Genomic DNA, 22,617 nt, shown 5'->3' on the forward strand with positions numbered 1-22,617 from the left:
CGCCTGTGCGGAGCCGCCGTTTTCGTTTGCAGCCTTGTGGTCGCGGCTGGCTGCGATCAGTTGCCGAAGCGGCCGCGGCAGCCGCCGTTGACCCAGATGCGGTTGCTGCCGTCCATGCCCCAGGTCCGGCCCTGGATGCAGGGGGTCGTCGACAGCTGCTCGATCAGGTGCGGCGCGCCCTGGCCCGGCGGCCAGTTGCAGGTGGAGTAACCGCCGTTGCTGGAACAGGTCACCGTGTAGCCATTGCCGCCGCCGTTCCAGCCGCCGCCGTTGCCGCCGCCATTGCCGCCGTTCCAGCCGCCGCCGGCGGGTCCGAACTCGGCGCGGCAGCCCGCCCACACGGTCACCTGGCCGTTGCTGCTGTTCCAGTTCTGGTTCTCGCGACAGGCGCGGTCGGAGATCTGGCGCACCACCTGGGATCGGCCCCGCCAGGGGGTCCGGCAGTTGGCGGTGCGGTTGTCGGCACTTTCGCAGCGGATGGTGCCGGTCTGGCCGCCGCCCGCGCCTCTGGCGAATTCGGCGCGGCAACCACTCCATACCATGACCTGGCCGTTCTGCGAGCTCCAGTTACGGCCTTCGACGCAGTTGGTATTCGACAACTGCCGTACCAGCCGCGAGTTGCCACGCCACGGGGTATTGCAGGTGCGGCTGTTGTTGTTGGGGCTCTCGCAGCGGATCGTGTCTCCCGGGCTGGGATAGGGGCCCGGGCCCGGACCCGGACCGGACGAGCCCTGCAGGGACGTGGCGATATCGCGCTTGATGTCGCTGAAGCGCCAGCTGGAGCGATTCACCTGGTCCAGGTAGAACCGCAGCTGGTCGTCGGCGATGCGCTGGCCGCCGGACTGCTCCTGGTATTCCTGGCTGATGACCCGGACCTGGTCGTTGTAGGACAGGCTGCGCAGGTCTTCCGGGGCATAGGCCCGGGTCTGGTACTGCGCCATGGCGGGCGCGGACAGGGCCAGCAGGCACAACACCATGAGCAGCGGTTTCAACAATGTCTTCATGACCTACCCTTATTGATGGTGGGAATCCCGCGACGGGGCGTCCGCCGCTTCCGTTCATAACTTGGCAGCAAGTAAGGCGCTGCTGCCGTTAAAATGCCGTCTTTCCGGTCCACGGCCGGGGCCGCGCCGAGGCGCGGCCGTTGCAAGAAGCTTCCGGCCCAGGCCGGATCGAATGTACCTCCCGGAGTTTCCATGCGTACCCACTTCTGCGGCCTCATCGATGAGGCCCTGGTCGGCCAGACCGTCACGCTTTGCGGCTGGGCCGATGTCGCCCGCAACCTCGGCGGCCTGTGCTTCATCGATCTTCGCGACCATGAAGGCATCGTGCAGATCGTCGCTGAACCCGACAGCAACATTCCGGGCAACGCCGAGGTTCTCTCAGCCGCCGCTCATGTGGGGTACGAGGACTGCCTGCGTGTCACCGGCGTGGTCCGCAAGCGCCAGAGCGTCAACGACAAGATCCGCACCGGCCAGGTCGAAATCGTCGCGACCAAGATCGAACTGCTCAACAAGGCCGAGCCGCTCCCGTTCCATGCCCACGAGAATCCGGGCGAGGACATCCGCCTCAAGTACCGCTACCTCGACCTGCGCACGCCGGACATGCAGCGCAAGATGCGCACCCGCACCAGGCTGGTGGCTGCGCTGCGCCGCTATCTCGACGAGCGCGGCTTCCAGGACCTGGAAACCCCGATCCTGACCAAGGCCACGCCGGAAGGCGCGCGTGACTTCCTCGTTCCGGCGCGCATGCACCCGGGCGAGTTCTACGCGCTGCCGCAATCGCCGCAGCTGTTCAAGCAGATCCTGATGATGGCGGGCTTCGACCGCTACTACCAGATCGCGCGCTGCTTCCGCGACGAGGCGCTGCGCGCCGATCGCCAGCTCGAGTTCACCCAGCTCGACATGGAATTCGCGTGGGTCAGCGAACGCGACGTGCAGGACACGGTGGAGGACATGATCCGCTTCGTGTTCCGCGAAGTGATGGACGTCGAACTCGCCGCGCAGTTCCCGCGCATGACCTATGCCGAAGCCATGCGCCGCTACGGTTCCGACAAGCCCGATCTGCGCATCGCGTTGGAACTTGTCGACGTCGCCGAGCTGGTGAAGGCCAGCGAGTTCGCCGTGTTCACCGCGGCTGCCAACGATCCGGATGGTCGCGTCGCCGCGCTGCGCATCCCCGGTGGCGCCGCGCTGTCGCGCAAGCAGATCGACGAATACGCCGCGCACGCGGCCAAGTTCGGCGCCAAGGGCCTGGCCTACGCCAAGATCGACGAAACCGGCGCGGTGAATTCGCCGGTCGCCAAGTTCTTCAGCGAAGACGCCTTCGCCGCACTACTCGGGCACGTCGGCGCCGGCAACGGCGACATCGTGTTCTTCGGCGCCGGCGCCTACAACAAGGTCAGCGACTTCATGGGCGCGGTGCGCCTGAAGGCAGGCAAGGACTTCAACCTGGTCGCCAATGGTTGGGCCCCGCTGTGGGTCACCGACTTCCCGATGTTCGAGTGGGACGACGAGGAAAAGCGTTACGTCGCCCTGCATCACCCGTTCACCGCGCCCGCGGTTGATTCGATCGAGGACCTGCGCGCGAACGCCCGGACCGCGGTGTCGCGCGGTTACGACATGGTGCTCAACGGCAACGAGATCGGCGGCGGTTCGATCCGCATCCACAATTCGAAGATGCAGAGCGCGGTGTTCGAGCTGCTCGGCATCGGTGCGGAAGAGGCGGAAGGCAAGTTCGGCTTCCTGCTCGACGCGCTCAAGTACGGCGCGCCGCCGCACGGCGGCATCGCCTTCGGCATCGACCGCATCGCCGCGCTGATGGCCGGCACCGAATCGATCCGCGACGTCATCGCGTTCCCGAAGACCACGACCGCGCAGTGCCTGATGACCGGCGCACCGTCGCCGGTGCCGGATGCGCAGCTGGCCGAAGTGCACGTCGCCATTCGGCCCAAGGCTTCTTCAAAGGAATAACTGGAATGACCGAGACCGCATTTGCCCTGCAGTGGGAAAAACTGGCCAATGAAGGCACCGACGCCGGCCTGTTGACCGAACGCGCCCGCGTGTTCGGCGGTTGGCTGGTGCGCGTGGGCAGCGCGCCCAACGCGATGGCCCTGACTTTCGTTCCGGACGGCGAAGGCCGTTGGGACGGCGAGGACTTTGGCGAGGACGACTACGAGTACGAAGAGGGCGAAGGGGAAGAATCGGACGACGAAGAGTCGGACGAGGAAGACGAAGAGTACGAAGAAGAAGAAGACGCCTGAGCATGCTGATCCTCCGCGCCCAGTCCACCGACGCCGCCGTGCTCGCGGAGCTGGGCGCGCGCACGTTCATCGACGCCTTCGCTCACCTGTATTCGCAGGAAGACCTACAGGCATTCCTCGACGAGTCGCATTCGGTCGATGCCTACGCCAAGCTGCTGGCCAGCCCGTTGTACGCGATCTGGCTGGCGGTGGAAGGCGACGAGCCGCTGGGTTATGCGCTGGCGGGTCCCTGTGGCCTGCCGCATGAAGATGCCCGACCCGAAGACGGCGAACTCAAGCGTCTCTACATAAGCGGGAAGGCACAGGGCGGCGGCATCGGCGCGAAGTTGTTCGAAGAGGCCCAGGCCTGGCTCGAGCGTGACGGTCCGCGCACGCTGTGGATCAGCGTGTGGTCCGAAAACTACGGTGCGCAGCGCTTCTACGGCCGCTACGGCTTCGAGAAGGCGGGCGAGTACGAGTTCATCGTCGGCCAGCAGCGCGACCACGAATTCATCTACCGGCGCAAGGCACGGGCGTGATGCGCCTCGCGCGCGGTGGTGGCACCGCGCACGGCATCGCTTTACCTTCGCGGCTGACATGGCCCAACACGTAGTCCTCATCCACGGCATCTGGATGCCCGGTGCCGTCATGGCCTGGCAGGCGGCGCGGTTGCGCGAGGCCGGCTTCGACTGCGGGGTCTTCGCCTACCACGGCGTCACCCGCGGGCCGGAAGACGCCAGCGCGCACCTGGCTGAAATCCTCGCGCGCGGCCCCACGCATGTGCTCGCGCACAGCCTGGGCGGCCTGGTCGCCCTGCAGGCGCTGCACGATCACCCGGCGCTGCCGGTACATCGCGTGGTCTGCCTAGGCTCCCCGCTGCGCGGGAGCGGCGCGGTGCATGGCATGCGCCAGCGTCCGTGGACCGCGGCCACGCTCGGGCTCGCCGCCGACCTGCTCGAACGCGGCTTCGATCAGTGGGATGGGCATCCGGAGGTCGGGGTCATCGCCGGCACGCTGCCACGCGGACTGGGGCACGTCTTTGGCGGGTTCGACGGCGAGCACGACGGCTCCGTCGCCGTGGCCGAAACCCGCTTGCCGGGCCTGGCCGACCACGCCGTCATCGCCGCCAGCCACAGCGGCATGCTATTTTCGGCCGAAGCCGCACGGCTGGCCATCCACTTCTTCCGCCAGGGCCGGTTCCGGCCGGAGCTGCAATGAAACCGGCGGCCCTCCGCGGGAACCGCCACGGGGAGTCGTGCGGCGCGCTAAAATTGCCGCCTTCGTCACAAGGCACGGCACGGAACATCCATGGGTAGAGGCCCTTCCATCGAGGCCCGCAAGAATGCGGTCGACGCGCAGCGCGGCAAGATCTTCACCAAGATCATCCGCGAGATCAGCGTCGCGGCACGCGCCGGTGGCGGCGATCCGTCGGGCAATCCACGCCTGCGTACGGCCGTGGACAAGGCGCTGTCGGTCAACATGTCCAAGGACGTGATCGAGCGCGCGATCAAGAAGGCCACCGGCGAACTCGAAGGCGTCGTCTACGAGGAAATCCGCTACGAGGGCTACGCCCCCGGTGGCGTGGCCGTGATCGTCGACTGCCTGACCGACAACAAGGTGCGCACCGTGGCCGACGTGCGCCACGCCTTCGGCAAGTTCGGCGGCAACCTCGGCACCGACGGCTCGGTCGCCTTCATGTTCAGGAAGCTGGGCGTGCTGTCGTACGCGCCGGGCGCGGATGAAGAAAAAATCACCGAGGCGGCGATCGAAGCCGGCGCCGACGACATCGTCGTGTATCCGGAAGACGGCGCGATCGACGTCATCACCGCGCCCGATGCCTTCGCCGAAGTGAAGGCAGCCATGGAGAAAGCGGGCCTGGTGCCCGACCTCGCCGAAGTCACCCTGCGCGCCGACAACGACATCGCCGTCAGCGGCGACACCGCGCAACAGGTAGCCAAGCTGCTGCGCTGGCTGGAAGACATGGACGACGTGCAGAACGTGTATTCCAACGCCGATCTCGGCGAGGATGCCTACGCCTGAGGGCGTACGCTGACTTCGTGACCAGAATCCTAGGCATCGACCCCGGCTCGCAGCGCACCGGTGTCGGCATCATTGATGCCGACAGCACCGGGCGCGCCCGGCATGTGTTCCATGCGCCCTTGCTGCTGCTCGGCGAGGGCGAATTCCCGCAGCGCCTCAAGCGCCTGCTGGATGGCCTCGCCGACATCATCGAGACCTACAAGCCCGATGAAGTGGCGATCGAGAAGGTCTTCATGGCCAAGAATCCCGACTCGGCACTGAAGCTGGGCCAGGCGCGCGGCGCGGCGCTGTGCGCGGCGGTGCTGCGCGACCTGCCGGTGCACGAATACGCGGCCAAGGAAATCAAGCTGGCCGTGGTCGGGCAGGGCGGTGCGGACAAGTCGCAGGTCCAGCACATGGTCGGTGTGATGCTGAGCCTGCAGGGCAAGCTGCAGGCCGACGCCGCCGACGCACTCGCCGTGGCGATCACGCATGCACACGTGCGCTCGACCGCGCAGCGGCTGGGCGTCAGTACCAAACAGGCCTGGGGTCGGAAATGACGTGGGGACGTAAATGATCGGTCGTTTGAAAGGCATCCTCGTGCACAAGCAGCCGCCCTGGGTGAAGCGGCGCGCTTGCGAGCCACTGGCTCGCGCGCCGTTGAACGCCCGCGAGCTGTGCTCGCGGGCCGGAGGGCGGTCATGATTGGGCGCCTGAAAGGCATCATCGTGCACAAGCAGCCACCGTGGCTTGTTGTAGACGTCAACGGCGTCGGTTACGAGCTCGAGGCGCCGATGAGCACGTTCTACGACCTGCCCGAAATGGGCCGCGAAGTCTCGCTGTTCACCCACTACGCGCAGAAGGAAGACAGCGTTTCGCTGTACGGCTTCCTGCGCGAGGGCGAGCGCCGCCTGTTCCGCGACGTGCAGAAGGTCACCGGCATCGGCGCGAAGATCGCCCTGGCCGTGCTGTCGGGCGTGAGCGTCGACGAATTCGCGCGCCTGGTGCAGGCCGGCGACGTCACCGCGCTGACGCGCATTCCCGGCATCGGCAAGAAGACCGCCGAGCGCATGGTCGTCGAACTGCGCGACCGCGCCGCCGCCCTCGCCGGCGTGGGCGCGACCCTGAACGCCTCCGGCGCGCCGGGAGATCCGCAATCCGAAGCCGTCATCGCCCTGCAGCAGCTGGGTTACAAGCCCGCCGAAGCCTCCCGCATGGCCGCCGCCGCGGTCACTGTCGGCGATGACGCCGCCACCATCATCCGCAAAGCGCTAAAGTCCGCGCTTCGCTGACGCCCCGCTGCTTCGCGTCACAGATCCAGGAAGGCCCATGGCCAGTTCCAGCAACGCCAATACCCACGCGCATGGCCACAACGGCCATGGCAACGTGGGCCTGTTCGGGCTCATGGTTGGCGCGATCGGCGTCGTGTTCGGGGACATCGGCACCAGCCCGCTGTACACGATCAAGGAAGCCTTCATCCCGCACTACGGCCTGACGCCGGATCACGCCACCGTTCTGGGGGTGCTGTCGCTGGTGTTCTGGGCGCTGGTGATCGTGGTGACGCTGAAGTACGTGAGCATCATCATGCGCGCCGACAACGAAGGCGAGGGCGGCATCATGGCGCTGATGGCGCTGGCCCAGCGCACGTTGCCGAAAGGCTCGCGCTCGGCCTACGCGGTCGGCATCCTGGGCATCTTCGGCGCGTCGCTGTTCTTCGGCGACGGCGTGATCACGCCGGCGGTGTCCGTGTTGTCCGCGCTCGAAGGCATCGAGGTTGCCGCGCCGAAACTGCATACCTGGATCGTGCCGCTGGCGGTACTGATCCTGCTGGCCTTGTTCATGACCCAGCGCTTCGGGACGGAGAAGGTCGGCAAGGTCTTCGGCCCCATCACGGCCCTGTGGTTCGCCTCGCTGGCGGCGTTGGGCCTGTTCAACATCGGTCACAACCCGGAAGTGCTGCAGGCCTTCAATCCGTCGTGGTCCGTGCGCTTCTTCATCGAGCACGGTTGGCACGGCATCTTCATCCTGGGTGCCGTGGTGCTGGCGGTGACCGGCGGCGAGGCGCTGTACGCCGACATGGGCCACTTCGGGGCCAAGCCGATCCGTTACGCCTGGTATTTCTTCGTGCTGCCGGCGCTGATGCTGAACTACCTCGGCCAGGGTGCGCTGGTCCTGGCCGATCCCTCCGCCGTCAAGAACCCGTTCTATATCGGTGTTCCCGACTGGGCCATGGTGCCGATGATCGGGCTGGCCACCGCTGCCGCGGTGATCGCGTCGCAGGCGGTGATCACCGGCGCGTATTCGGTGGCGCGCCAGGCGATGCAGCTGGGGTACATCCCGCGCATGGCGATCACGCACACGTCGAAGGACACCATCGGCCAGATCTACATTCCCGGCATCAACTGGACGCTGATGGTGCTGGTGATCGCGCTGGTGCTGGCCTTCCGCACGTCCACGGCGCTGGCATCGGCGTACGGCGTATCGGTGTCCGGCACGATGCTGATCGACACCCTTCTGCTGGCGCTGGTCGCGCGCACGATGTGGCCCAAGGCGCGCCGCTGGGTACTGCCGCTGTGCGTGCTGTTCGCCGTCGTGGAGATCGCCTTCCTGATCGCGAATGGCGTGAAGTTCTTCGATGGCGCGTGGGTGCCGGTGGTGTTGGCCATCATCGCATTCACCGTGCTGCGTACCTGGCGCCGCGGCCGCGAGCTGCTGCACGCCGAGATCCGCAAGGAAGGCATCCAGATCGATACCTTCCTGCCCGGCCTGATGCTGGCGCCGCCGGTGCGCGTGCCGGGCACGGCCATCTTCATGACCGCGCAGACCGGCGTGGTGCCGCACGCGCTGCTGCACAACCTCAAGCACAACAAGGTGCTGCACGAGCGCAACGTGTTCCTCACCGTGGACACGATGAACGTGCCATACGCGCCCAAGGAGAAGCGGCTCAAGATAGATTCGATCGGCGGCGCGGACTTCTATCGCGTGGTCATCAAGTTCGGTTTCATGGAAACCCCGGATGTGCCGCTGGCGCTGATGCGCAGCTGCGACAGGGGCGGCATCCACTTCGATCCGATGGAAACCACCTATTTCGCCAGCCGCGAGACCGTGATCGCCAGCCGCCATCGCGGCATGCCGTACTGGCGCGACAAGCTGTTCGCGGTCATGCACCGCAACGCGGCCTCGGCGACCGGGTTCTTCCGCATCCCCGGCAACCGGCTGGTGGAACTGGGCGCCCAGGTCGAGATCTGAGGGGTTAATCAGCAGCCCGCCGCAGCCGTTCCCCGCGCGCCGCGGCGCGTTTGGGGGCGCCGCATGTGGATTTCATCGCGGCGCGCACCATAATGCCGGCATGGATGACTCCCGCATCGTTTCCCCTGCCGCCACGCGCGAAGAAGACGCCATCGAGGCCTCCATTCGCCCCAAGCGCCTGGACGAGTACCTCGGCCAGGCACCCGTGCGGGAGCAGATGCAGATCTACATCGAGGCGGCGAAGCAGCGCGGCGAAGCGCTCGACCACGTCCTGATCTTCGGTCCGCCAGGCCTGGGCAAGACCACCCTCAGCCACGTCATCGCCAACGAGCTCGGCGTCAACCTGCGCCAGACTTCCGGTCCGGTGATCGAGAAGGCGGGCGACCTCGCGGCGCTGCTCACCAACCTGCAGCCGCACGACGTGCTGTTCATCGACGAGATCCATCGCCTGTCGCCCGTCGTGGAGGAAGTGCTGTATCCGGCGATGGAGGACTACCAGATCGACATCATGATCGGCGAGGGCCCCGCGGCCCGGTCGATCAAGCTCGACCTGCCGCCCTTCACCCTGATCGGCGCCACCACGCGCGCCGGCCTCCTGACCGCGCCGCTGCGCGACCGCTTCGGCATCGTGCAGCGCCTGGAGTTCTACAGCGCGGAAGAACTGACCCGCATCGTGCGCCGCTCGGCGCAGATCCTTGGCATCAACTGCGATGCCGAAGGCGCGGCGGAGATCGCGAAGCGCTCGCGCGGCACGCCGCGCATCGCCAACCGCCTGTTGCGCCGCGTGCGCGATTACGCGCAGGTGAAGGCGAGCGGGGCGATCACGCGCGAGGTCGCGGATGCGGCGATGAAGATGCTCAAGGTCGATCCGGAAGGCTTCGATGACCTCGACCGGCGCATGCTCAATACGATCATCCAGTCCTTCGATGGCGGCCCGGTCGGCGTGGAGTCGCTGGCCGCGGCGCTGAGCGAGGAACGCGGCACGCTCGAGGACGTGATCGAGCCCTACCTGATCCAGCAGGGCTACCTCGTGCGTACCGCACGCGGCCGCATGGCCACCTCCAAGGCCTACCGGCACATGGGCTTCAAGCCGAAGGCGGGGGCGAGCGACCTGTACGCGGAACGCGCCGAGACCGAAGAATGACGATGCCGGAGTGTGAGCACGAGCGCATTTCCAGTGCCGCGTCCTCCGCCCGTTCCCGCAATGACCCATCCCGCGTTTCGCGCGCGACGTGGCGGACTTTCGTGCCGCGCAGCCGGCTTTCCGTGATTTCCGTACCGGGGTTTTCTTAACGCATGTTCAGCCATCCCGTCCGCATTTACTGGGAAGATACCGACGCAGGCGGCGTCGTGTATCACGCGCAGTACCTGGCCTTCCTCGAACGCGCGCGCAGCGAATGGATGCGCGCGCGGGGGTACGGGCAGGAACTGCTGCGCAGCGAGCACGGCCTTCTGTTCGCGGTGCGCGCGATGCAGCTCGACTTCCTCAAGCCGGCACGGCTGGACGACGCGCTCGACGTCACCGCGGCATTGCAGGAGTGCCGTCGCGCCAGCGTGATCTTCCGGCAGGAGATCCGCCGCGGCGGCGAGCGCCTGCTCACCGCCACGGTCCGCGTCGCCGCCCTGGGCACGGACTTCAGACCGACCCCGATTCCGCAACCGCTGTACGACGAATTGAACGCTTTGGTGGAGACAGACGCATGACCCCCGCAACTTTCATGGCGATCCAGGCCACCGTCGAAGCACTGCCCGAAGACGCACCGGTGCAGGCCGCGACGCTTGCCGACGGCACGGCCGCGGCCAGCGCCAACCTCGACCTGGTGCGCCTCGTGCTGGATGCCAGCCTGCCGGTGCAGCTGATCATGGCGCTGCTGATCGTCGCCTCGATCGTTTCGTGGGTGATCATCTTCCGCAAGCGCAGCGTGATCTCCCGCGCGCAGAAGGAAGCCGAACGTTTCGAGGAACGTTTCTGGTCCGGCGCCGAGCTCACCAAGCTCTACGCCGGTGCGACCCAAGGGCGCGGCCCTGGCGGTGGCATGGAGTCGATCTTCGAAGCTGGTTTCCGTGAGTTCGGCCGGCTGCGCCAGCGCAAGGGGCCGGACGCACGCATGGTCGATGCGCGCGTGCAGCTGGAAGGCGCGCAGCGCGCGATGCGTGCGACCGGCTCGCGCGAGATCGACGGACTCGAACACAACCTCGAGCTGCTCGCCAACATCGGTTCGACCGCGCCGTACATCGGCCTGGTCGGCACCGTGTTCGGGATCATGGTGACCATGCACGGCCTGCTCGCCAGCGGCGCCCAGGTCGGCATCAAGGACGTGGCGCCGGGCATCTCCGAGGCGCTGCTCGCCACCGCGATGGGCCTGTTCGTCGCGATTCCCGCGGTCTGGGCCTACAACCGCTTCGCCAACGGCGTCGAGCGGCTGGCGGTGCGTTACGACGCCTTCGCCGAGGAGTTCTCCTCGATCCTGCAGCGCCAGGCGCACGCGGACGAATAAGACGAATAACCGGCCCGCGACCAGCCCGCAAGCGCGGCGATGCCTGGGCCGCGCCTGCGGCCGAGAATGGTGAACCCCAATAGGGCCGCCGATGCGTTAAACAGGCAGGTCCTTCGGCTGATCGGAATGACAAACAGGAAATTCGTATGAGCGTCCTTTCCATGCGCCGCCATCGCAAGCGCAAGCTCAAGGCCGAGATCAACGTCGTGCCCTACATCGACGTGATGCTGGTGCTGCTGGTGATCTTCATGGTCACCGCGCCGCTGCTCACGCTGGGCGTGGACGTCGACCTGCCACAGAGCAATGCGAAGACCGTCAACGCCAAGGAAGACCCGATCGTGGTCAGCGTATATCCCGACGGCACGTACGCGCTGGCGGTGAAGGCGGGCAAGAACGAGGCGGTGACGGCGCAGGCCCTGGAAGCGCGCATCCGCGCCATCGTTGGCCAGAACAAGGAAGCGTCGATCTTCGTCGCGGCACAGGGCCAGGGAAAGTACCAGGACGTGATGAACGTGATGGAGCTGCTCCAGCGCGCCAACGTCAGGAAGATCGGCCTGATGAGCGACCCGAAGCAGGCCGGCCGTAAATGAAGGAAACCCGCGCCGACACCGCGCAGGCTTTCGTTTTCGCCGTGCTGCTGCACCTGGCGCTGTTCGCCGTGCTGTTCCTCGGCCTGTGGTGGACGCGCAGCGCGACACCGGCGGCGGCCGGCGCGATTTCCGCCGAGCTCATGGACGCGAGCCAGCTGTCGGCGGCGATGCGCCGCACGCTGGAACGCAAGCCTGAGCGGCCGGTGGAGGAGGTCGTGCCCGAGCCCGAACCACTGCCCGAGCCCGTACCCGAGCCGGTCGAACCGCAGCCCGAGGCGCAGGATTTCATTCCGGTTCCCGACGAGGTCAACCAGGAAGCCGTCACCGAGCAGCCGACGCCGACGCCGACGGAGGAAAAGAAGGTCCAGGAAGCGAAGCAGCGCCAGGAGCAGGTCGACCTGACCGAACTGGAGCGCCAGCAGGACGTGCAGCGCAAGCAGAAGCTGACCGAGATGGAGATCCAGCGGCAGAAGCAGCTGGAAGACATCCGCCGTCGCCGCGCCGCGGCTTCGCACGAAGCAGACCTGGCCGAACAGAAGCTGGCACAACTCGCCGACGCCCGCGCACGCAACGCGGCCGAAGCCGCGGCGCCCACGGATGCGCAGGTGAGCGGTGCCCAGGGCAGCGACAATGGCCTGCACGCCCGGTACTCCGCCGCGCTGCAAGCGGCGATCCTGGCCAAATGGACCCGTCCGGACAGCGTGCCGCTGGGGGCGACCTGCCGCCTGAGCATCCGCCAGCTGCCCGGCGGCCAGGTGATCGGGGTCGAAGTCACCTCGCCCTGCGCCTACGACGAACAGGGCCGCCGCTCGATCGAGGCGGCGGTACTGAAGGCACAACCGCTGCCCTACGCCGGCTTCGAAGAAGTCTTTTCGCGTAACGTCAACCTGAATTTCCGCGCCGAAGATCGCTGATTGCGGTTTTTGCCGGTTCAGGCCTCTCAACCCCTGCTTGAGGTGGCGTTAACCAAACTGTTGTTAAGAATGATGAAACTGAATCGGGCCGCAGCGCGGACCGCTCGCAAGCCCCGTTTTTCCCACGCCCTGGAGCGCTGATGAATCGATCCACGCCCTATTCCTCGACGCGCTGGCTGGCCGTGCTCCTCGCCCTCCTGCTTCCCTTCGCCGCCAGCGCGCAACAAGGCCTGGAGATCGACATCGTCGGCGGTAACGCCTCGGCCGCGCCGATCGCCGTGATCCCGATGCAGGGCCCGGCTCTGGACACCGACGTCGCCAAGGTCGTGGCATCGGACCTCAACCGCTCCGGTTCCTTCCGCAGCCTCGCCGACAAGGACATCGTCGAGCGCCCCTCGCGCGGCAGCGAGATCAACTTCCCGACCTGGGCCGCACTCAACCAGGACTACATCCTGGTTGGCCGCGTGCTCGATGCCGGTGATGGTGGTTATCGCATCGAATACGAACTGTTCGATGTCGCCCGCCAGGAACGCCTGCTTGGATTCGCCCTGAGCGCACGCGCCAACGCCATGCGCGACGTCGGCCACCAGATCGCCGATGCCGTGTACGAGAAGGTCACCGGCATCCGTGGTGCCTTCTTCACCCGCATCGCCTACGTCACCGCAACCGGCACCGGCAAGGCGTCGCGCTACGCACTGATGATCGCCGACAGCGACGGCTACAACCCGCAGACCGTGGTGCGCTCCGCCGAGCCGCTGCTGTCGCCGTCGTGGAGTCCCGATGGCGGCAAGCTCGCCTACGTCAGCTATGAGGGCGGCAACTCGTCGATCTACCTGCAGACGATTGCGTCGGGCGCGCGCGAAGTCATCGCCAAGTTCCGCGGCATCAACGGCGCACCGTCGTTCTCCCCGGACGGCCGCAAGCTGGCGCTGACGCTTTCGAAGGGCGGCAATCCGGAGATCTACGTGATGGACCTCGGCAGCCGCGCGCTGACCCAGGTCACCAACCATTTCGCGATCGATACCTCGGCGGTGTGGAGCGCAGATGGCAGCACCCTGTACTTCACCTCGGACCGCGGCGGCAAGCCGCAGATCTACCAGGCGCCGGCTTCCGGTGGCGGTGCCACGCGCGTCACCTTCCAGGGCAGCTACAACGCCGACCCGACCGTCTCCAGCGATGGCAAGAAACTGGCCACCACGCAGCAGAGCGGGGGCGGCTATCGCATCGCGATAATGGACCGCAGTGTCGGTGGCTCGTGGACGAACCTCTCGCCGGGCTCGCTGGACGAATCGCCCAGCTTCGCCCCGAACGGAATGATGATCCTCTACGCCGCACGCGAGGGACACCGCGACGTGCTCTATGCCGTTTCCTCCGATGGCCGCGTGCGCCAGCGCCTGGTGCTGGCCGATGGCGACGTGCGCGAGCCGGCCTGGGGGCCGTACCGCATTCGCAGGTAATCCTTTGCCCGAAAAGCTGTTGAAAGATTGGGCCGCTGCGCCCGCCCGGACGCAAACGCGACCCCGCAACACCGGTCACGCTCCCCTGTTCATGTTGACTGGTAGGCTAATGCAGCATCGTTTCAAATCCCTCCCGGATGCTCGAGACATCTCCCGCACACCCGCTCCAAAGCTCATAGACGAGGAAACCCGATGAACAGCACCACCCGCATTCTTGTTGCCGCACTCCTGTGCGCCACGGCCGTTGCCTGCTCGAAGAAAGTGAAGGAAGTTCCGCCGGTCGAACCCACTCCTGTCGAACAGCCGCCGGTCACCCCGCCCCCGGTCGCAAAGACCGGTTTCGGTCCCGAAGACCTCGACACCGATGCCTGCCTGCGCCAGCGCGTCGTCTACTTCGATTTCGACCAGGACGCGCTGCGTCCGGAATTCCAGGCCATCGTCGCCTGCCACGCCAAGTACCTGCGCGACCGTCCGTCCTCGCGCATGAACCTGGAAGGCAACGCCGACGAGCGTGGCAGCCGTGAATACAACCAGGGCCTGGGCGAACGCCGCGGCAATGCCGTCTCGTCGGCCATCCAGGCCAATGGCGGTTCCGGCAGCCAGGTCAACGTCGTCAGCTACGGCGAGGAACGCCCGACCTGCACCGATTCGACCGAAGACTGCTGGGCCAAGAACCGCCGCGTCGAGATCGTCTACACCGCGAAGTAAGGGCCGACAGGCTCTCGCGCCCTCCCCCAGCACGGGGGAGGGTTGCGGCGAGACCTGAACTTTCCCGTTTCCTCCGGTCAAATACTCCATGCGTCCCAGACTCCTATTTCTGTTGCTCGCTGCATGCCTCGCCTCGGCTCCCGCCGTCGCCCAGCGTGCAAGCCTGGCGGACCGGGTGGCTGCACTCGAAGCCCGCGCCAACAACAACCAGGGCAATGTCGACCTGCTGAACCAGCTCACCCAGTTGCGCTCGGAAGTGCAGGCGCTGCGGTCGCAGGTGGAAGAGCTGCAGCAGCAGAACCAGCAACTGCAGTCCACGTCGAAAGCGCAGTACCTCGACCTCGACGACCGTCTCAACCGGCTCGAAGCGCCGGCGCCGGTCGCGACGAAACCGGCCGTGCCGGCCGCTTCCACCAAGCCCGCCGCTGCGGCGACGGCGCCCGCGGTGCAGGACAAGGCGCCTGTCGTCTATGGCGACAAGGGCGCGGTCGCCCAGGAACGCGCCGCCTACGACGCCGCGTTCAATGCCCTCAAGGCCGGCCAGTATGTGCAGTCAGCCGGGTTGTTCCAGGATTTCCTCGAGCGGTACCCGAACGGCAGCTACACCCCCAATGCCCTCTATTGGCTGGGCGAGAGCTATTACGTCACCCAGAACTACCCGCTGGCGCAGGAACAGTTCCAGTCGCTGCTGGACCGCTATCCGACCCACGACAAGGCCCCGGGCGCCCTGCTCAAGGTCGGGCTCGCGCAATACGGCGCGCGCCAGTACGAAGCCGCCGAACGCACGCTGGGCGAAGTGACCCGCCGCTATCCCGGCACCGACGCCGCCCGCACCGCCGCCGATCGCCTGAACGCCATCCAGCTGGGCCAGATCGGCAACAACAAGTAAGGCCGACCTGGCCGGCCGCTCCCGGCGGAGCCGCGGGGGCCGCACGTTACAATGGCGGCATGAACGCCGTTGTCAGCGAAATTCCCGGCGAGGCGGCTGCCTCCGCGGAACGCCTCAAGATCACCGAAATCTTCCTCTCGCTGCAGGGCGAGGCCCGCGAAGCGGGCTGGCCGACCGTCTTCGTGCGCCTGACCGGTTGCCCGCTGCGCTGCCAGTATTGCGATACCGCCTACGCCTTCCATGGCGGCGAGTGGTGGACGATCGACGCCATCCTCGCGGAAGTCGCCAGGCAAGGCGTCCGCCACGTCTGTGTCACCGGCGGCGAGCCGCTCTCGCAGAAGCGCTGCATCCAGCTGTTGCAGAAGCTGTGCGATGCAGGTCATGCGGTATCGCTGGAAACCTCCGGTGCCATCGACATCGCCGAGGTCGACCCGCGGGTATCGCGTGTGCTCGACATCAAGACACCCGGCTCGCTGGAAGTGCATCGCAACCTGTGGTCCAACGTGGCATTGCTGACGCCGCACGACCAGGTCAAGTTCGTGATCTGCTCGCGCGAGGACTACGACTGGGCCAAGGCGATCGTCGCCGAGCACCGCCTGGCCGGGATCTGTGACGTGCTGTTCTCGCCGAGCTATGCACAAGTGACGCCGCGCGAACTGGCCGACTGGATCGTCGCCGATCGCCTGCCGGTACGCTTCCAGATGCAGTTGCACAAGCTCCTGTGGAATGACGAACGCGGGCGGTAGGCCGCATCGGACATTCCTGGCCAACGAATCCACTTCCGCCAGCACGCCATGAAAAAAGCCGTCGTCCTCGTTTCCGGAGGCATGGACTCCGCAGTCGTCATCGCCATGGCACGCGAACAGGGCTTCGCCGTGCACGCGCTGAGCGTGCGTTACGGCCAGCGCCACACATCCGAGCTCGATGCGGCCGATCGCGTGTCGCGCACCTTGGGCGCGGTGGCGCACAAGACCGTCAACGTCGACCTGCGCAGCATCGGCGGCTCCGCGCTGACCGACGACATCGCCGTGCCCACCGACGTCGATGGCCATGCCATCGGCGCCGCCGCGGCCAAGGACGCCATTCCCGTCACCTATGTCCCGGCACGCAACACGATCATGCTGTCGATGGCGCTGGGCTGGGCCGAAGTGCTGGGTGCCAGCGACATCTTCTGCGGCGTGAACGCCGTGGATTACTCGGGTTATCCCGATTGCCGCCCCGAATTCATCGCCGCATTCCAGAGCCTGGCCAACCTCGCGACCAAGGCGGGCGTCGAAGGCGCGGGCATCCGCGTGCATGCGCCGCTGCAGTTCCTGAGCAAGGCCGACATCGTGCGTGAAGGCCTGCGCCTGGGCGTGGATTTCAGCGAAACCGTGTCGTGCTACCAGGCCGACGCCGAAGGCCGTGCCTGCGGCCACTGCGACGCCTGCCGCCTGCGCGCCGAAGGCTTCGCCGCGGCCGGCGTCGCCGATCCCACCCGCTATGCCTGAAGCGGCGCATCGGGCCCTGCAGGAAAGCGCGGGCCTGCGCTAGAATGCGCACCCCGGCGCAAGGCCGGGATGCGGCGAAGAAGCCGTTCTGCAACACGTGGGTCGTTAGCTCAGTCGGTAGAGCATCGGACTTTTAATCCGCTGGTCGACGGTTCGAATCCGTCACGACCCACCAAATAAATCAGCTAGTTACGGCGATTTTTCGCGCGCGAAGCTCCTGAAAAATAAATCCAAACGCTCGTTTGAGAAAAGATCTTTGCAGTGCACGGCCGCACGCTCGCCTCTTGCGGTTTAGCGCAACTTGATTGCGTAGACGGTAGTGATCATTCCGCCCTTGCCGTCGTAGCGATGACCAACTTTTCGCGCGCACTTTTTGACAGTGCAATTGGCGCGTTCTCCCGCATAGATATCCCAGGTCGACTGACATCTGGCATGTCGCGTACGGATAGGTGGCAGCGTAACCGGGAAATGCCAGAGATCATGTATGAGCCTCGATTACGCGCAAATGCGTGTGCCGCATGGCTCTGATCGCGTCGCTATGAAGGTTCAGCGGCCTTCGCCGCCATCGTCGCGTGGACCCGCCAAACGAGCCCATCCAAAGCCGACGTCGCGGCGGCAAGCAGGGTTGCCTCGATGTTTGGGCTTGTTTGCGCCCATTGGGGAGGTTGACGCGAAGTCGGCGCCGGGACCGGTCAGGGCTTCACGAACCGATAGACGAAGCGATCGGTCCCGCCCTTGATTGAGGGATCGAACACCTTGATCGAGTGCAGATCGTCCTTTTTCGCGAGCAGTATGCTTTCCGCGTCCAGCACGAAGCCGGCCGCCTCCACCTCCTCGCGAACGGATGCAGGCTCAATCCGATGCAGCGACTGGGCGACGCTCGTGCCTGCCCCGACGGCGGCGGCGTGGTCAACGATGACGTAGGACCCATCGGGCTTCAACCGCTCGTAGACGGCTCGATTGAAGTGGGCCGCCGTCGCGCCCCTGGCCTGCATCAGCTCGGTGTGGAGATCGTGGTAGAACAGGTGCAACCACAGGACATCCGCTGGCTGCGTAACCTCCGGCATCGCCACGAGGTCCGCCGAGACGGCTTCGACGTTCTCTCGGCCCGGCTCCTTCGCAAGCATCCGCATGCGGCCGACCGGATCGTTTTTGAAGTGGGCGACTTCGGCCGGCACGAAGCTGTAGACCCGTCCTTCGGGTCCCACGATGTCGGAGAACAGACGGGTCCAGTCGCCGTCGCCTGGGTAAACGTCGATAACGGTGGAGCCCGCATCGACTCCTGCGAACCTGATCAACTCGGATAGCTTGGATTGGTCGTACATCGGGATCTCCGTTACGGTTGGGCATTCGACGAGCGTGCGGTGTGCGAGGGGGCGATCGTGTCCTCCCCTTGAGCATCAAGGACCGATTGAAGCCTTCCCTTGACTTCTTCGAGGTCGGCGGGCAAGACGATGGAGTCGGGCATGGCGGAACCTCTAAACCTGTCGTTCCCATACTAGTCCGCCACTGATCGCTAATGGCCGGTAGCAGCCGCTGTCAATGACAGCTTTCGACCCGGAGCGGACATTCGGTTCCGGATACGAGGAATGGCAATTGCCGACGGGAACCTGATCGCGACCGGATCCCCGATCGCGATCGAGCACATTGCTTATGCCCTGGCTTGGGGCTTCAGCAGCTTTGACAGGCCAACGCGGTGCAGCATCTCGGCGCGCAGGCGGTCCAGGACGGCGAAGCCGACATCCGCGCCGTCCTGCGCGGGGTCGACGTGCACCCGGAACGGCCGCTCGCCGAACGGCGCGTCCACGAGCTTGACGATGGCATCGGCGACCAGGTTGACGTCGGCATCGGGTGGCACGATCTCGGCGAATGCCGTTTGCACCTGTTCGGCAAAACCTGGATAGGGGCCCGCCTCGTACTCGGCTGCACGCGCCTCATCGGCGGGCGTGCCGGCATGAGCGAAGTGGTTGGTGCCGCTGGTGAACGCGCCAGGCACGATGATCGAAGTCTCGATGCCCCAGCGCGACAACTCGCGTGCGTACTGCACGGCGATCGCGTCCATCGCCGCCTTCGCACCGAAATACGGTGCCAGGTATGGCGGCGTACCGCCGGCCGAACTACTGCTGGACACCCACACCAGCAGGCCCTCGCGCTGCCTGCGCAGATGCGGCAGCACGGCACGATTGACGCGCTGCGTGCTCAGCACGTTGACGTCGTACAGCTGCGCATACTGTTCGGGGGTGAAGGCTTCCGCCGGACCAAACACCATGTGCCCGGCGTTATGCACCAGCACGTCGATGCGGCCGGCATCGTCGATGACCCTGGCCACCGCGGCATCCACGGAATCCTGCGACTGCACGTCCATTTCCACGGTGCGCAGGTCTGCGCCGTTCGCTTTCGAGAAGGCGGCCATCTGCCCGACAACCGGCGCGTTGCGACCGGTGGTCTTGCGCATGGAGGCGTAGACGGTATGGCCCGCGCGGGCCAGCGCTTCGGCGGTCAGGCGACCGAAGCCGCTGGAAGCACCGGTGATCAGGATGATCTTGCTCATTGCGGTTCTCCTAAATTCGAAATCAATGGGGCGCCCGGACGGCTGCTCAGACCATGCCGCCGTTGGCGCGCAGCACCTGGCCGTTGATCCAGCCCCCGTCGGCGCCGGCGAGGAAGGCGACAACGTTCGCGATATCGCCCGGCGTGCCGAGGCGCTCCAGCGGGTTCATCTTCGCCATACGATCGATCAACTCGGGCGACTTGCCGTTGAGGAACAGGTCGGTGGCCGTCGGGCCTGGGGCCACGGCGTTGACGGTGATCGAGCGTCCACGCAGTTCCTTGGACAGGACGGCGGTCAGGGTTTCCACCGCCGCCTTGGTCGCGGCATAGACGCCGTAGGTCTCCAGCTTCAGGCCGACCACGCTGGTGGACAGGTTGACGATGCGGCCGCCGTCGCGCAGCCGGCGCGCGGCCTGGCGCACTGTGTTGAAGGTGCCCTTCAGGTTGATCGCGACCTGGCTGTCGAACAGTGCATCGTCGCTGTCGGCCAGCGGCGCCAGCTTCATGATGCCGGCGTTGTTGACCAGCACATCGACGCCACCGAAGCGCGATTCGACCGCTTCGAAAAGGCGTTGCACGGCGGCCGGATCGGACACGTCGGCCTGCAGGGCGATTGCCTCGCCACCGGCGGCGGCAATGCGCTCGAAGACCTGATCGGCCTCCCGGCGATTGCCGGCGTAATTGACGGCTACGGCATGGCCGTCCTTGGCCAGGCGTTCGGCAATGGCGGCGCCGATGCCTCGGGAGGCACCGGTGACGATCGCCACTGAACGGGGATTGGATTGGGTGTTCATGGGGATGCCTCGGTGATCCGCCGAAATTGGCGTGAGGACAAGGTAGTCATTCCCGAATGCCGGATAATTAGGCATATTCCGCGAACACTATTCGGATATCCGAACAATGGATCGTTTTGATGCCATGCGGGTCTTCGTGCGGATCGTGGAGCGTCGCAGCTTCACGCGGGCAGCCGATGACCTGAACCTCCCCCGGGCGACCGTGACCGATGCCGTCAAGGCGCTGGAATCCAGATTGGGTGTGCGCCTGCTGCAGCGGACCACGCGCCAGGTCACGCCCACGTTGGAGGGCGAAGCCTTTTATGGACGCAGCCTGCGCCTGATAGCCGATCTGGAGGATGCCGAGAGCGCTTTCAGCAACGTGCATCCCAAGGGAGCGCTGCGCATCGACATGCACGGCGTACTCGCGCGTCACCTGTTGTTTCCGCGTCTTCCCGAGTTCCTGTCGATGTACCCCGACATCGAGCTGGATGTGAGCGAGGGGGATCGTTACATCGACCTCGTGGGGGAAGGCGTCGACTGTGCTGTGCGCGTGGGCGAACTCCGTGATAGCGATCTGATCGCGCGCCGCCTGGCGATGCTGCCCGAAGCTACAGCTGCGTCGCCTGGATATTGCGAAGGCCACGGGATACCGAAGGACCCGGACCACATGCAGGACGGGCACCTGATGGTGGGGTTCAAATCGACATCCATCGGTGCGCTGCTGCCGTTGGAATTCCAACAGCAAGGACTTGTTCGCCACATCAACCTACCGACACGGGTACGGGTTGGCGGAGCGGAGTCTTACCTTGGGGCGGCGCTGGCTGGCTTCGGAATCATCCAGGCTCCACGCTATCGGCTGGAGCCATATTTCTCGAGCGGGCAATTGATACCCCTGCTTGAGGAGTTTCCGCCAGTACCAAGCCCGGTCAACATCGTCTATCCACGCACTCGCCTGCCATCGCCTCGCTTGCGTGTATTCATAGACTGGGCGACCGGCGCCTTCTCTACCTGAATTTGTACGGCGCGCTGATTTGCGTCAGATATTGCGAGGTGTCCGTCCCTTGCACGAATGACCGCTTCTGGCCCATAGCGGCCGTTAAGACAGCCCCGTCGGCTCAGGCGGCCGGATACGTCCAGATGTCTGCTATCGGCCAGAAGCAGCCGCTGGCGAAGCAGTCGGCGGGGCGATTGGCGGATCACCGCAGCCAGCGGCGACTACGCGATCGGTAATGGCGCCGCGGGATCCACAAGTTTTGCGTCGCGCAGATCGCGCCAAAAGTCGGGCGGCACCTCCGCCTCCAGTGCGGCGCGATCCTCTGCAATGCGCTCCGGCTTGCTGGCTCCGGGAATCACGGCTGCTACCGCCGGATGCGCGAGTGCGAATTGCAACCCGGCGGCCTTCATGCTGATGCCGTAACGATCCGCGGTGGACTTGATCTGGGCGACCTTGGCGAGGATCTCCGGCTTGGCCGGCGCGTATTCGAAGTTGGGCCCGCCGACCAGCGCTCCCGAACTGTAGGGACCGCCCACCACGATGCCCAGGCCGCGCGCGGCTACCTGCGGCATCACGCGTTGCAGCGCACGCGCATGGTCCAGCAGAGTGTAGCGCCCGGCGAGCAGGAATCCGTCGGGGCGCGGTCCTTCAAGATCCATCAGCAATTCGATCGGCTCCACCCGATTGACGCCAAGCCCCCAGGCCTTGATGACGCCTTCGTCGCGCAGACGGTCCAGAGTCCGGAACGCGCCCTTGCGCGCACCCTCGAATACGCCAAGCCATTCGTCGCCATAAAAGTCCTGGGCAACGTCGTGGACCCAGATGATCTCGATCCTGTCCGTCTTCAGGCGTTTAAGGCTGTCATCGATCGAGCGTAGCGTCGCGTCTTCGGAGTAGTCGTTGACGATCTTGTTCGGGCGCCCGTATTTAAAGACATCACCCTTCTCGCCGAGGTCGCGCGCACTCACGTCCTCCACCTCGTCCAGGACGACGCGGCCCACCTTGGTGCTGATGACGTAGTCCTGGCGAGGGCGCGCGGCGAGCGCCTCGCCCATGCGGATCTCGGCCAGGCCCGCGCCATAGAAAGGCGCATTGTCGAAGTAGCGGATCCCGTCGTTCCACGCGGCCTCCACCGTCGCACGCGCCTCGGATTCGGGGATGTCGCGGAACATGTTGCCCAGAGGGGCAGTACCGAATCCGAGCTTGCCGGGAAGGAGATCTTTGAGTGCCATGGCTTGATCC

The 22,617-nt window shown here is 65.9% G+C and carries 24 protein-coding genes and 1 tRNA gene; 20 read left to right on the forward strand and 5 right to left on the reverse strand.

The window, feature by feature from the left end:
- Positions 1-56 precede the first annotated feature (56 nt).
- The gene (locus ACXJJ9_RS01145; RefSeq protein WP_457095457.1) at positions 57-1,004 is read right to left on the reverse strand and encodes a DUF3011 domain-containing protein; all 948 of its coding nucleotides are present in this window, start codon (positions 1,002-1,004) and stop codon (positions 57-59) included.
- Positions 1,005-1,196: 192 nt separating this feature from the next.
- Between ACXJJ9_RS01145 and aspS the strand changes: the two genes are divergently transcribed.
- The 19 genes from aspS to ACXJJ9_RS01240 all read left to right on the forward strand — a co-directional run bounded on the left by aspS (position 1,197) and on the right by ACXJJ9_RS01240 (position 17,230).
- The gene (gene aspS / locus ACXJJ9_RS01150; RefSeq protein WP_457095458.1) at positions 1,197-2,972 is read left to right on the forward strand and encodes an aspartate--tRNA ligase; all 1,776 of its coding nucleotides are present in this window, start codon (positions 1,197-1,199) and stop codon (positions 2,970-2,972) included.
- Positions 2,973-2,977: 5 nt separating this feature from the next.
- Positions 2,978-3,262, forward strand: coding sequence for a DNA primase (locus ACXJJ9_RS01155; protein WP_457095459.1), 285 nt, complete (start codon positions 2,978-2,980; stop codon positions 3,260-3,262).
- Positions 3,263-3,264: 2 nt separating this feature from the next.
- Entirely contained in the window at positions 3,265-3,780 is a 516-nt protein-coding gene (locus ACXJJ9_RS01160; protein WP_457095460.1) for an N-acetyltransferase family protein, read from the forward strand.
- A gap of 58 nt (positions 3,781-3,838) precedes the next feature.
- Positions 3,839-4,459: an esterase/lipase family protein gene (locus ACXJJ9_RS01165; protein ID WP_457095461.1), complete on the forward strand. Its 621-nt coding sequence runs from the start codon at positions 3,839-3,841 to the stop codon at positions 4,457-4,459.
- Between the two features lie 90 nt (positions 4,460-4,549).
- Complete coding sequence (locus ACXJJ9_RS01170) at positions 4,550-5,281, forward strand: YebC/PmpR family DNA-binding transcriptional regulator (RefSeq protein WP_457095462.1); 732 nt, start codon at positions 4,550-4,552, stop codon at positions 5,279-5,281.
- 17 nt (positions 5,282-5,298) lie between these two features.
- Positions 5,299-5,820 carry a crossover junction endodeoxyribonuclease RuvC gene (ruvC, locus tag ACXJJ9_RS01175; protein ID WP_457095463.1) on the forward strand — a complete coding sequence of 174 codons (522 nt, stop codon included), beginning with the start codon at positions 5,299-5,301 and terminating at the stop codon, positions 5,818-5,820.
- Positions 5,821-5,961: 141 nt separating this feature from the next.
- Complete coding sequence (gene ruvA / locus ACXJJ9_RS01180; protein ID WP_457095464.1) at positions 5,962-6,552, forward strand: Holliday junction branch migration protein RuvA; 591 nt, start codon at positions 5,962-5,964, stop codon at positions 6,550-6,552.
- A 112-nt stretch (positions 6,553-6,664) separates the two neighbouring features.
- Entirely contained in the window at positions 6,665-8,509 is a 1,845-nt protein-coding gene (locus ACXJJ9_RS01185) for a potassium transporter Kup (RefSeq protein WP_457096134.1), read from the forward strand.
- Positions 8,510-8,609: 100 nt separating this feature from the next.
- On the forward strand, positions 8,610-9,653 hold the full coding sequence (ruvB, locus tag ACXJJ9_RS01190) for a Holliday junction branch migration DNA helicase RuvB (protein WP_310050937.1): 1,044 nt from the start codon (positions 8,610-8,612) through the stop codon (positions 9,651-9,653).
- Positions 9,654-9,805: 152 nt separating this feature from the next.
- Positions 9,806-10,213 (forward strand): tol-pal system-associated acyl-CoA thioesterase, encoded by a 408-nt coding sequence (gene ybgC / locus ACXJJ9_RS01195; protein ID WP_457095465.1) that lies wholly within the window; start codon positions 9,806-9,808, stop codon positions 10,211-10,213.
- Complete coding sequence (gene tolQ / locus ACXJJ9_RS01200) at positions 10,210-11,007, forward strand: protein TolQ (RefSeq protein ID WP_457095466.1); 798 nt, start codon at positions 10,210-10,212, stop codon at positions 11,005-11,007. The genes ybgC and tolQ overlap by 4 nt, the downstream gene beginning before the upstream one ends.
- A gap of 146 nt (positions 11,008-11,153) precedes the next feature.
- Positions 11,154-11,597, forward strand: coding sequence for a protein TolR (tolR, locus tag ACXJJ9_RS01205; protein ID WP_457095467.1), 444 nt, complete (start codon positions 11,154-11,156; stop codon positions 11,595-11,597).
- Positions 11,594-12,511, forward strand: coding sequence for a cell envelope integrity protein TolA (locus ACXJJ9_RS01210; protein WP_457095468.1), 918 nt, complete (start codon positions 11,594-11,596; stop codon positions 12,509-12,511). Before tolR ends, ACXJJ9_RS01210 begins: the two co-directional genes overlap by 4 nt.
- 140 nt (positions 12,512-12,651) lie before the next feature.
- Complete coding sequence (gene tolB, locus ACXJJ9_RS01215; RefSeq protein ID WP_457095469.1) at positions 12,652-13,968, forward strand: Tol-Pal system beta propeller repeat protein TolB; 1,317 nt, start codon at positions 12,652-12,654, stop codon at positions 13,966-13,968.
- A gap of 192 nt (positions 13,969-14,160) precedes the next feature.
- Positions 14,161-14,676 (forward strand): peptidoglycan-associated lipoprotein Pal, encoded by a 516-nt coding sequence (pal, locus tag ACXJJ9_RS01220; RefSeq protein WP_310050950.1) that lies wholly within the window; start codon positions 14,161-14,163, stop codon positions 14,674-14,676.
- Positions 14,677-14,764: 88 nt separating this feature from the next.
- Positions 14,765-15,565, forward strand: a complete 801-nt coding sequence (ybgF, locus tag ACXJJ9_RS01225; RefSeq protein WP_457095470.1) for a tol-pal system protein YbgF — start codon at positions 14,765-14,767, stop codon at positions 15,563-15,565.
- Between the two features lie 59 nt (positions 15,566-15,624).
- On the forward strand, positions 15,625-16,311 hold the full coding sequence (gene queE / locus ACXJJ9_RS01230; protein WP_310050955.1) for a 7-carboxy-7-deazaguanine synthase QueE: 687 nt from the start codon (positions 15,625-15,627) through the stop codon (positions 16,309-16,311).
- A gap of 48 nt (positions 16,312-16,359) precedes the next feature.
- The gene (queC, locus tag ACXJJ9_RS01235) at positions 16,360-17,055 is read left to right on the forward strand and encodes a 7-cyano-7-deazaguanine synthase QueC (RefSeq protein WP_310050958.1); all 696 of its coding nucleotides are present in this window, start codon (positions 16,360-16,362) and stop codon (positions 17,053-17,055) included.
- A 99-nt stretch (positions 17,056-17,154) separates the two neighbouring features.
- Positions 17,155-17,230: transfer RNA gene (locus ACXJJ9_RS01240), tRNA-Lys, on the forward strand.
- 517 nt (positions 17,231-17,747) lie between these two features.
- On the opposite strand, the gene ACXJJ9_RS01245 is transcribed toward ACXJJ9_RS01240, so the two are convergent.
- The 3 genes from ACXJJ9_RS01245 to ACXJJ9_RS01255 all read right to left on the reverse strand — a co-directional run bounded on the left by ACXJJ9_RS01245 (position 17,748) and on the right by ACXJJ9_RS01255 (position 20,399).
- Entirely contained in the window at positions 17,748-18,380 is a 633-nt protein-coding gene (locus ACXJJ9_RS01245; protein ID WP_457095471.1) for a class I SAM-dependent methyltransferase, read from the reverse strand.
- Positions 18,381-18,706: 326 nt separating this feature from the next.
- Positions 18,707-19,606, reverse strand: coding sequence for an SDR family oxidoreductase (locus tag ACXJJ9_RS01250; RefSeq protein ID WP_457095472.1), 900 nt, complete (start codon positions 19,604-19,606; stop codon positions 18,707-18,709).
- A 46-nt stretch (positions 19,607-19,652) separates the two neighbouring features.
- On the reverse strand, positions 19,653-20,399 hold the full coding sequence (locus tag ACXJJ9_RS01255; protein WP_457095473.1) for an SDR family oxidoreductase: 747 nt from the start codon (positions 20,397-20,399) through the stop codon (positions 19,653-19,655).
- Positions 20,400-20,505: 106 nt separating this feature from the next.
- Between ACXJJ9_RS01255 and ACXJJ9_RS01260 the strand changes: the two genes are divergently transcribed.
- On the forward strand, positions 20,506-21,393 hold the full coding sequence (locus ACXJJ9_RS01260) for a LysR family transcriptional regulator (RefSeq protein ID WP_457095474.1): 888 nt from the start codon (positions 20,506-20,508) through the stop codon (positions 21,391-21,393).
- A 203-nt stretch (positions 21,394-21,596) separates the two neighbouring features.
- On the opposite strand, the gene ACXJJ9_RS01265 is transcribed toward ACXJJ9_RS01260, so the two are convergent.
- Positions 21,597-22,607: an aldo/keto reductase gene (locus ACXJJ9_RS01265; protein ID WP_457095475.1), complete on the reverse strand. Its 1,011-nt coding sequence runs from the start codon at positions 22,605-22,607 to the stop codon at positions 21,597-21,599.
- Positions 22,608-22,617 lie beyond the last annotated feature (10 nt).

This window comes from Lysobacter sp. P5_B9, assembly GCF_054049835.1.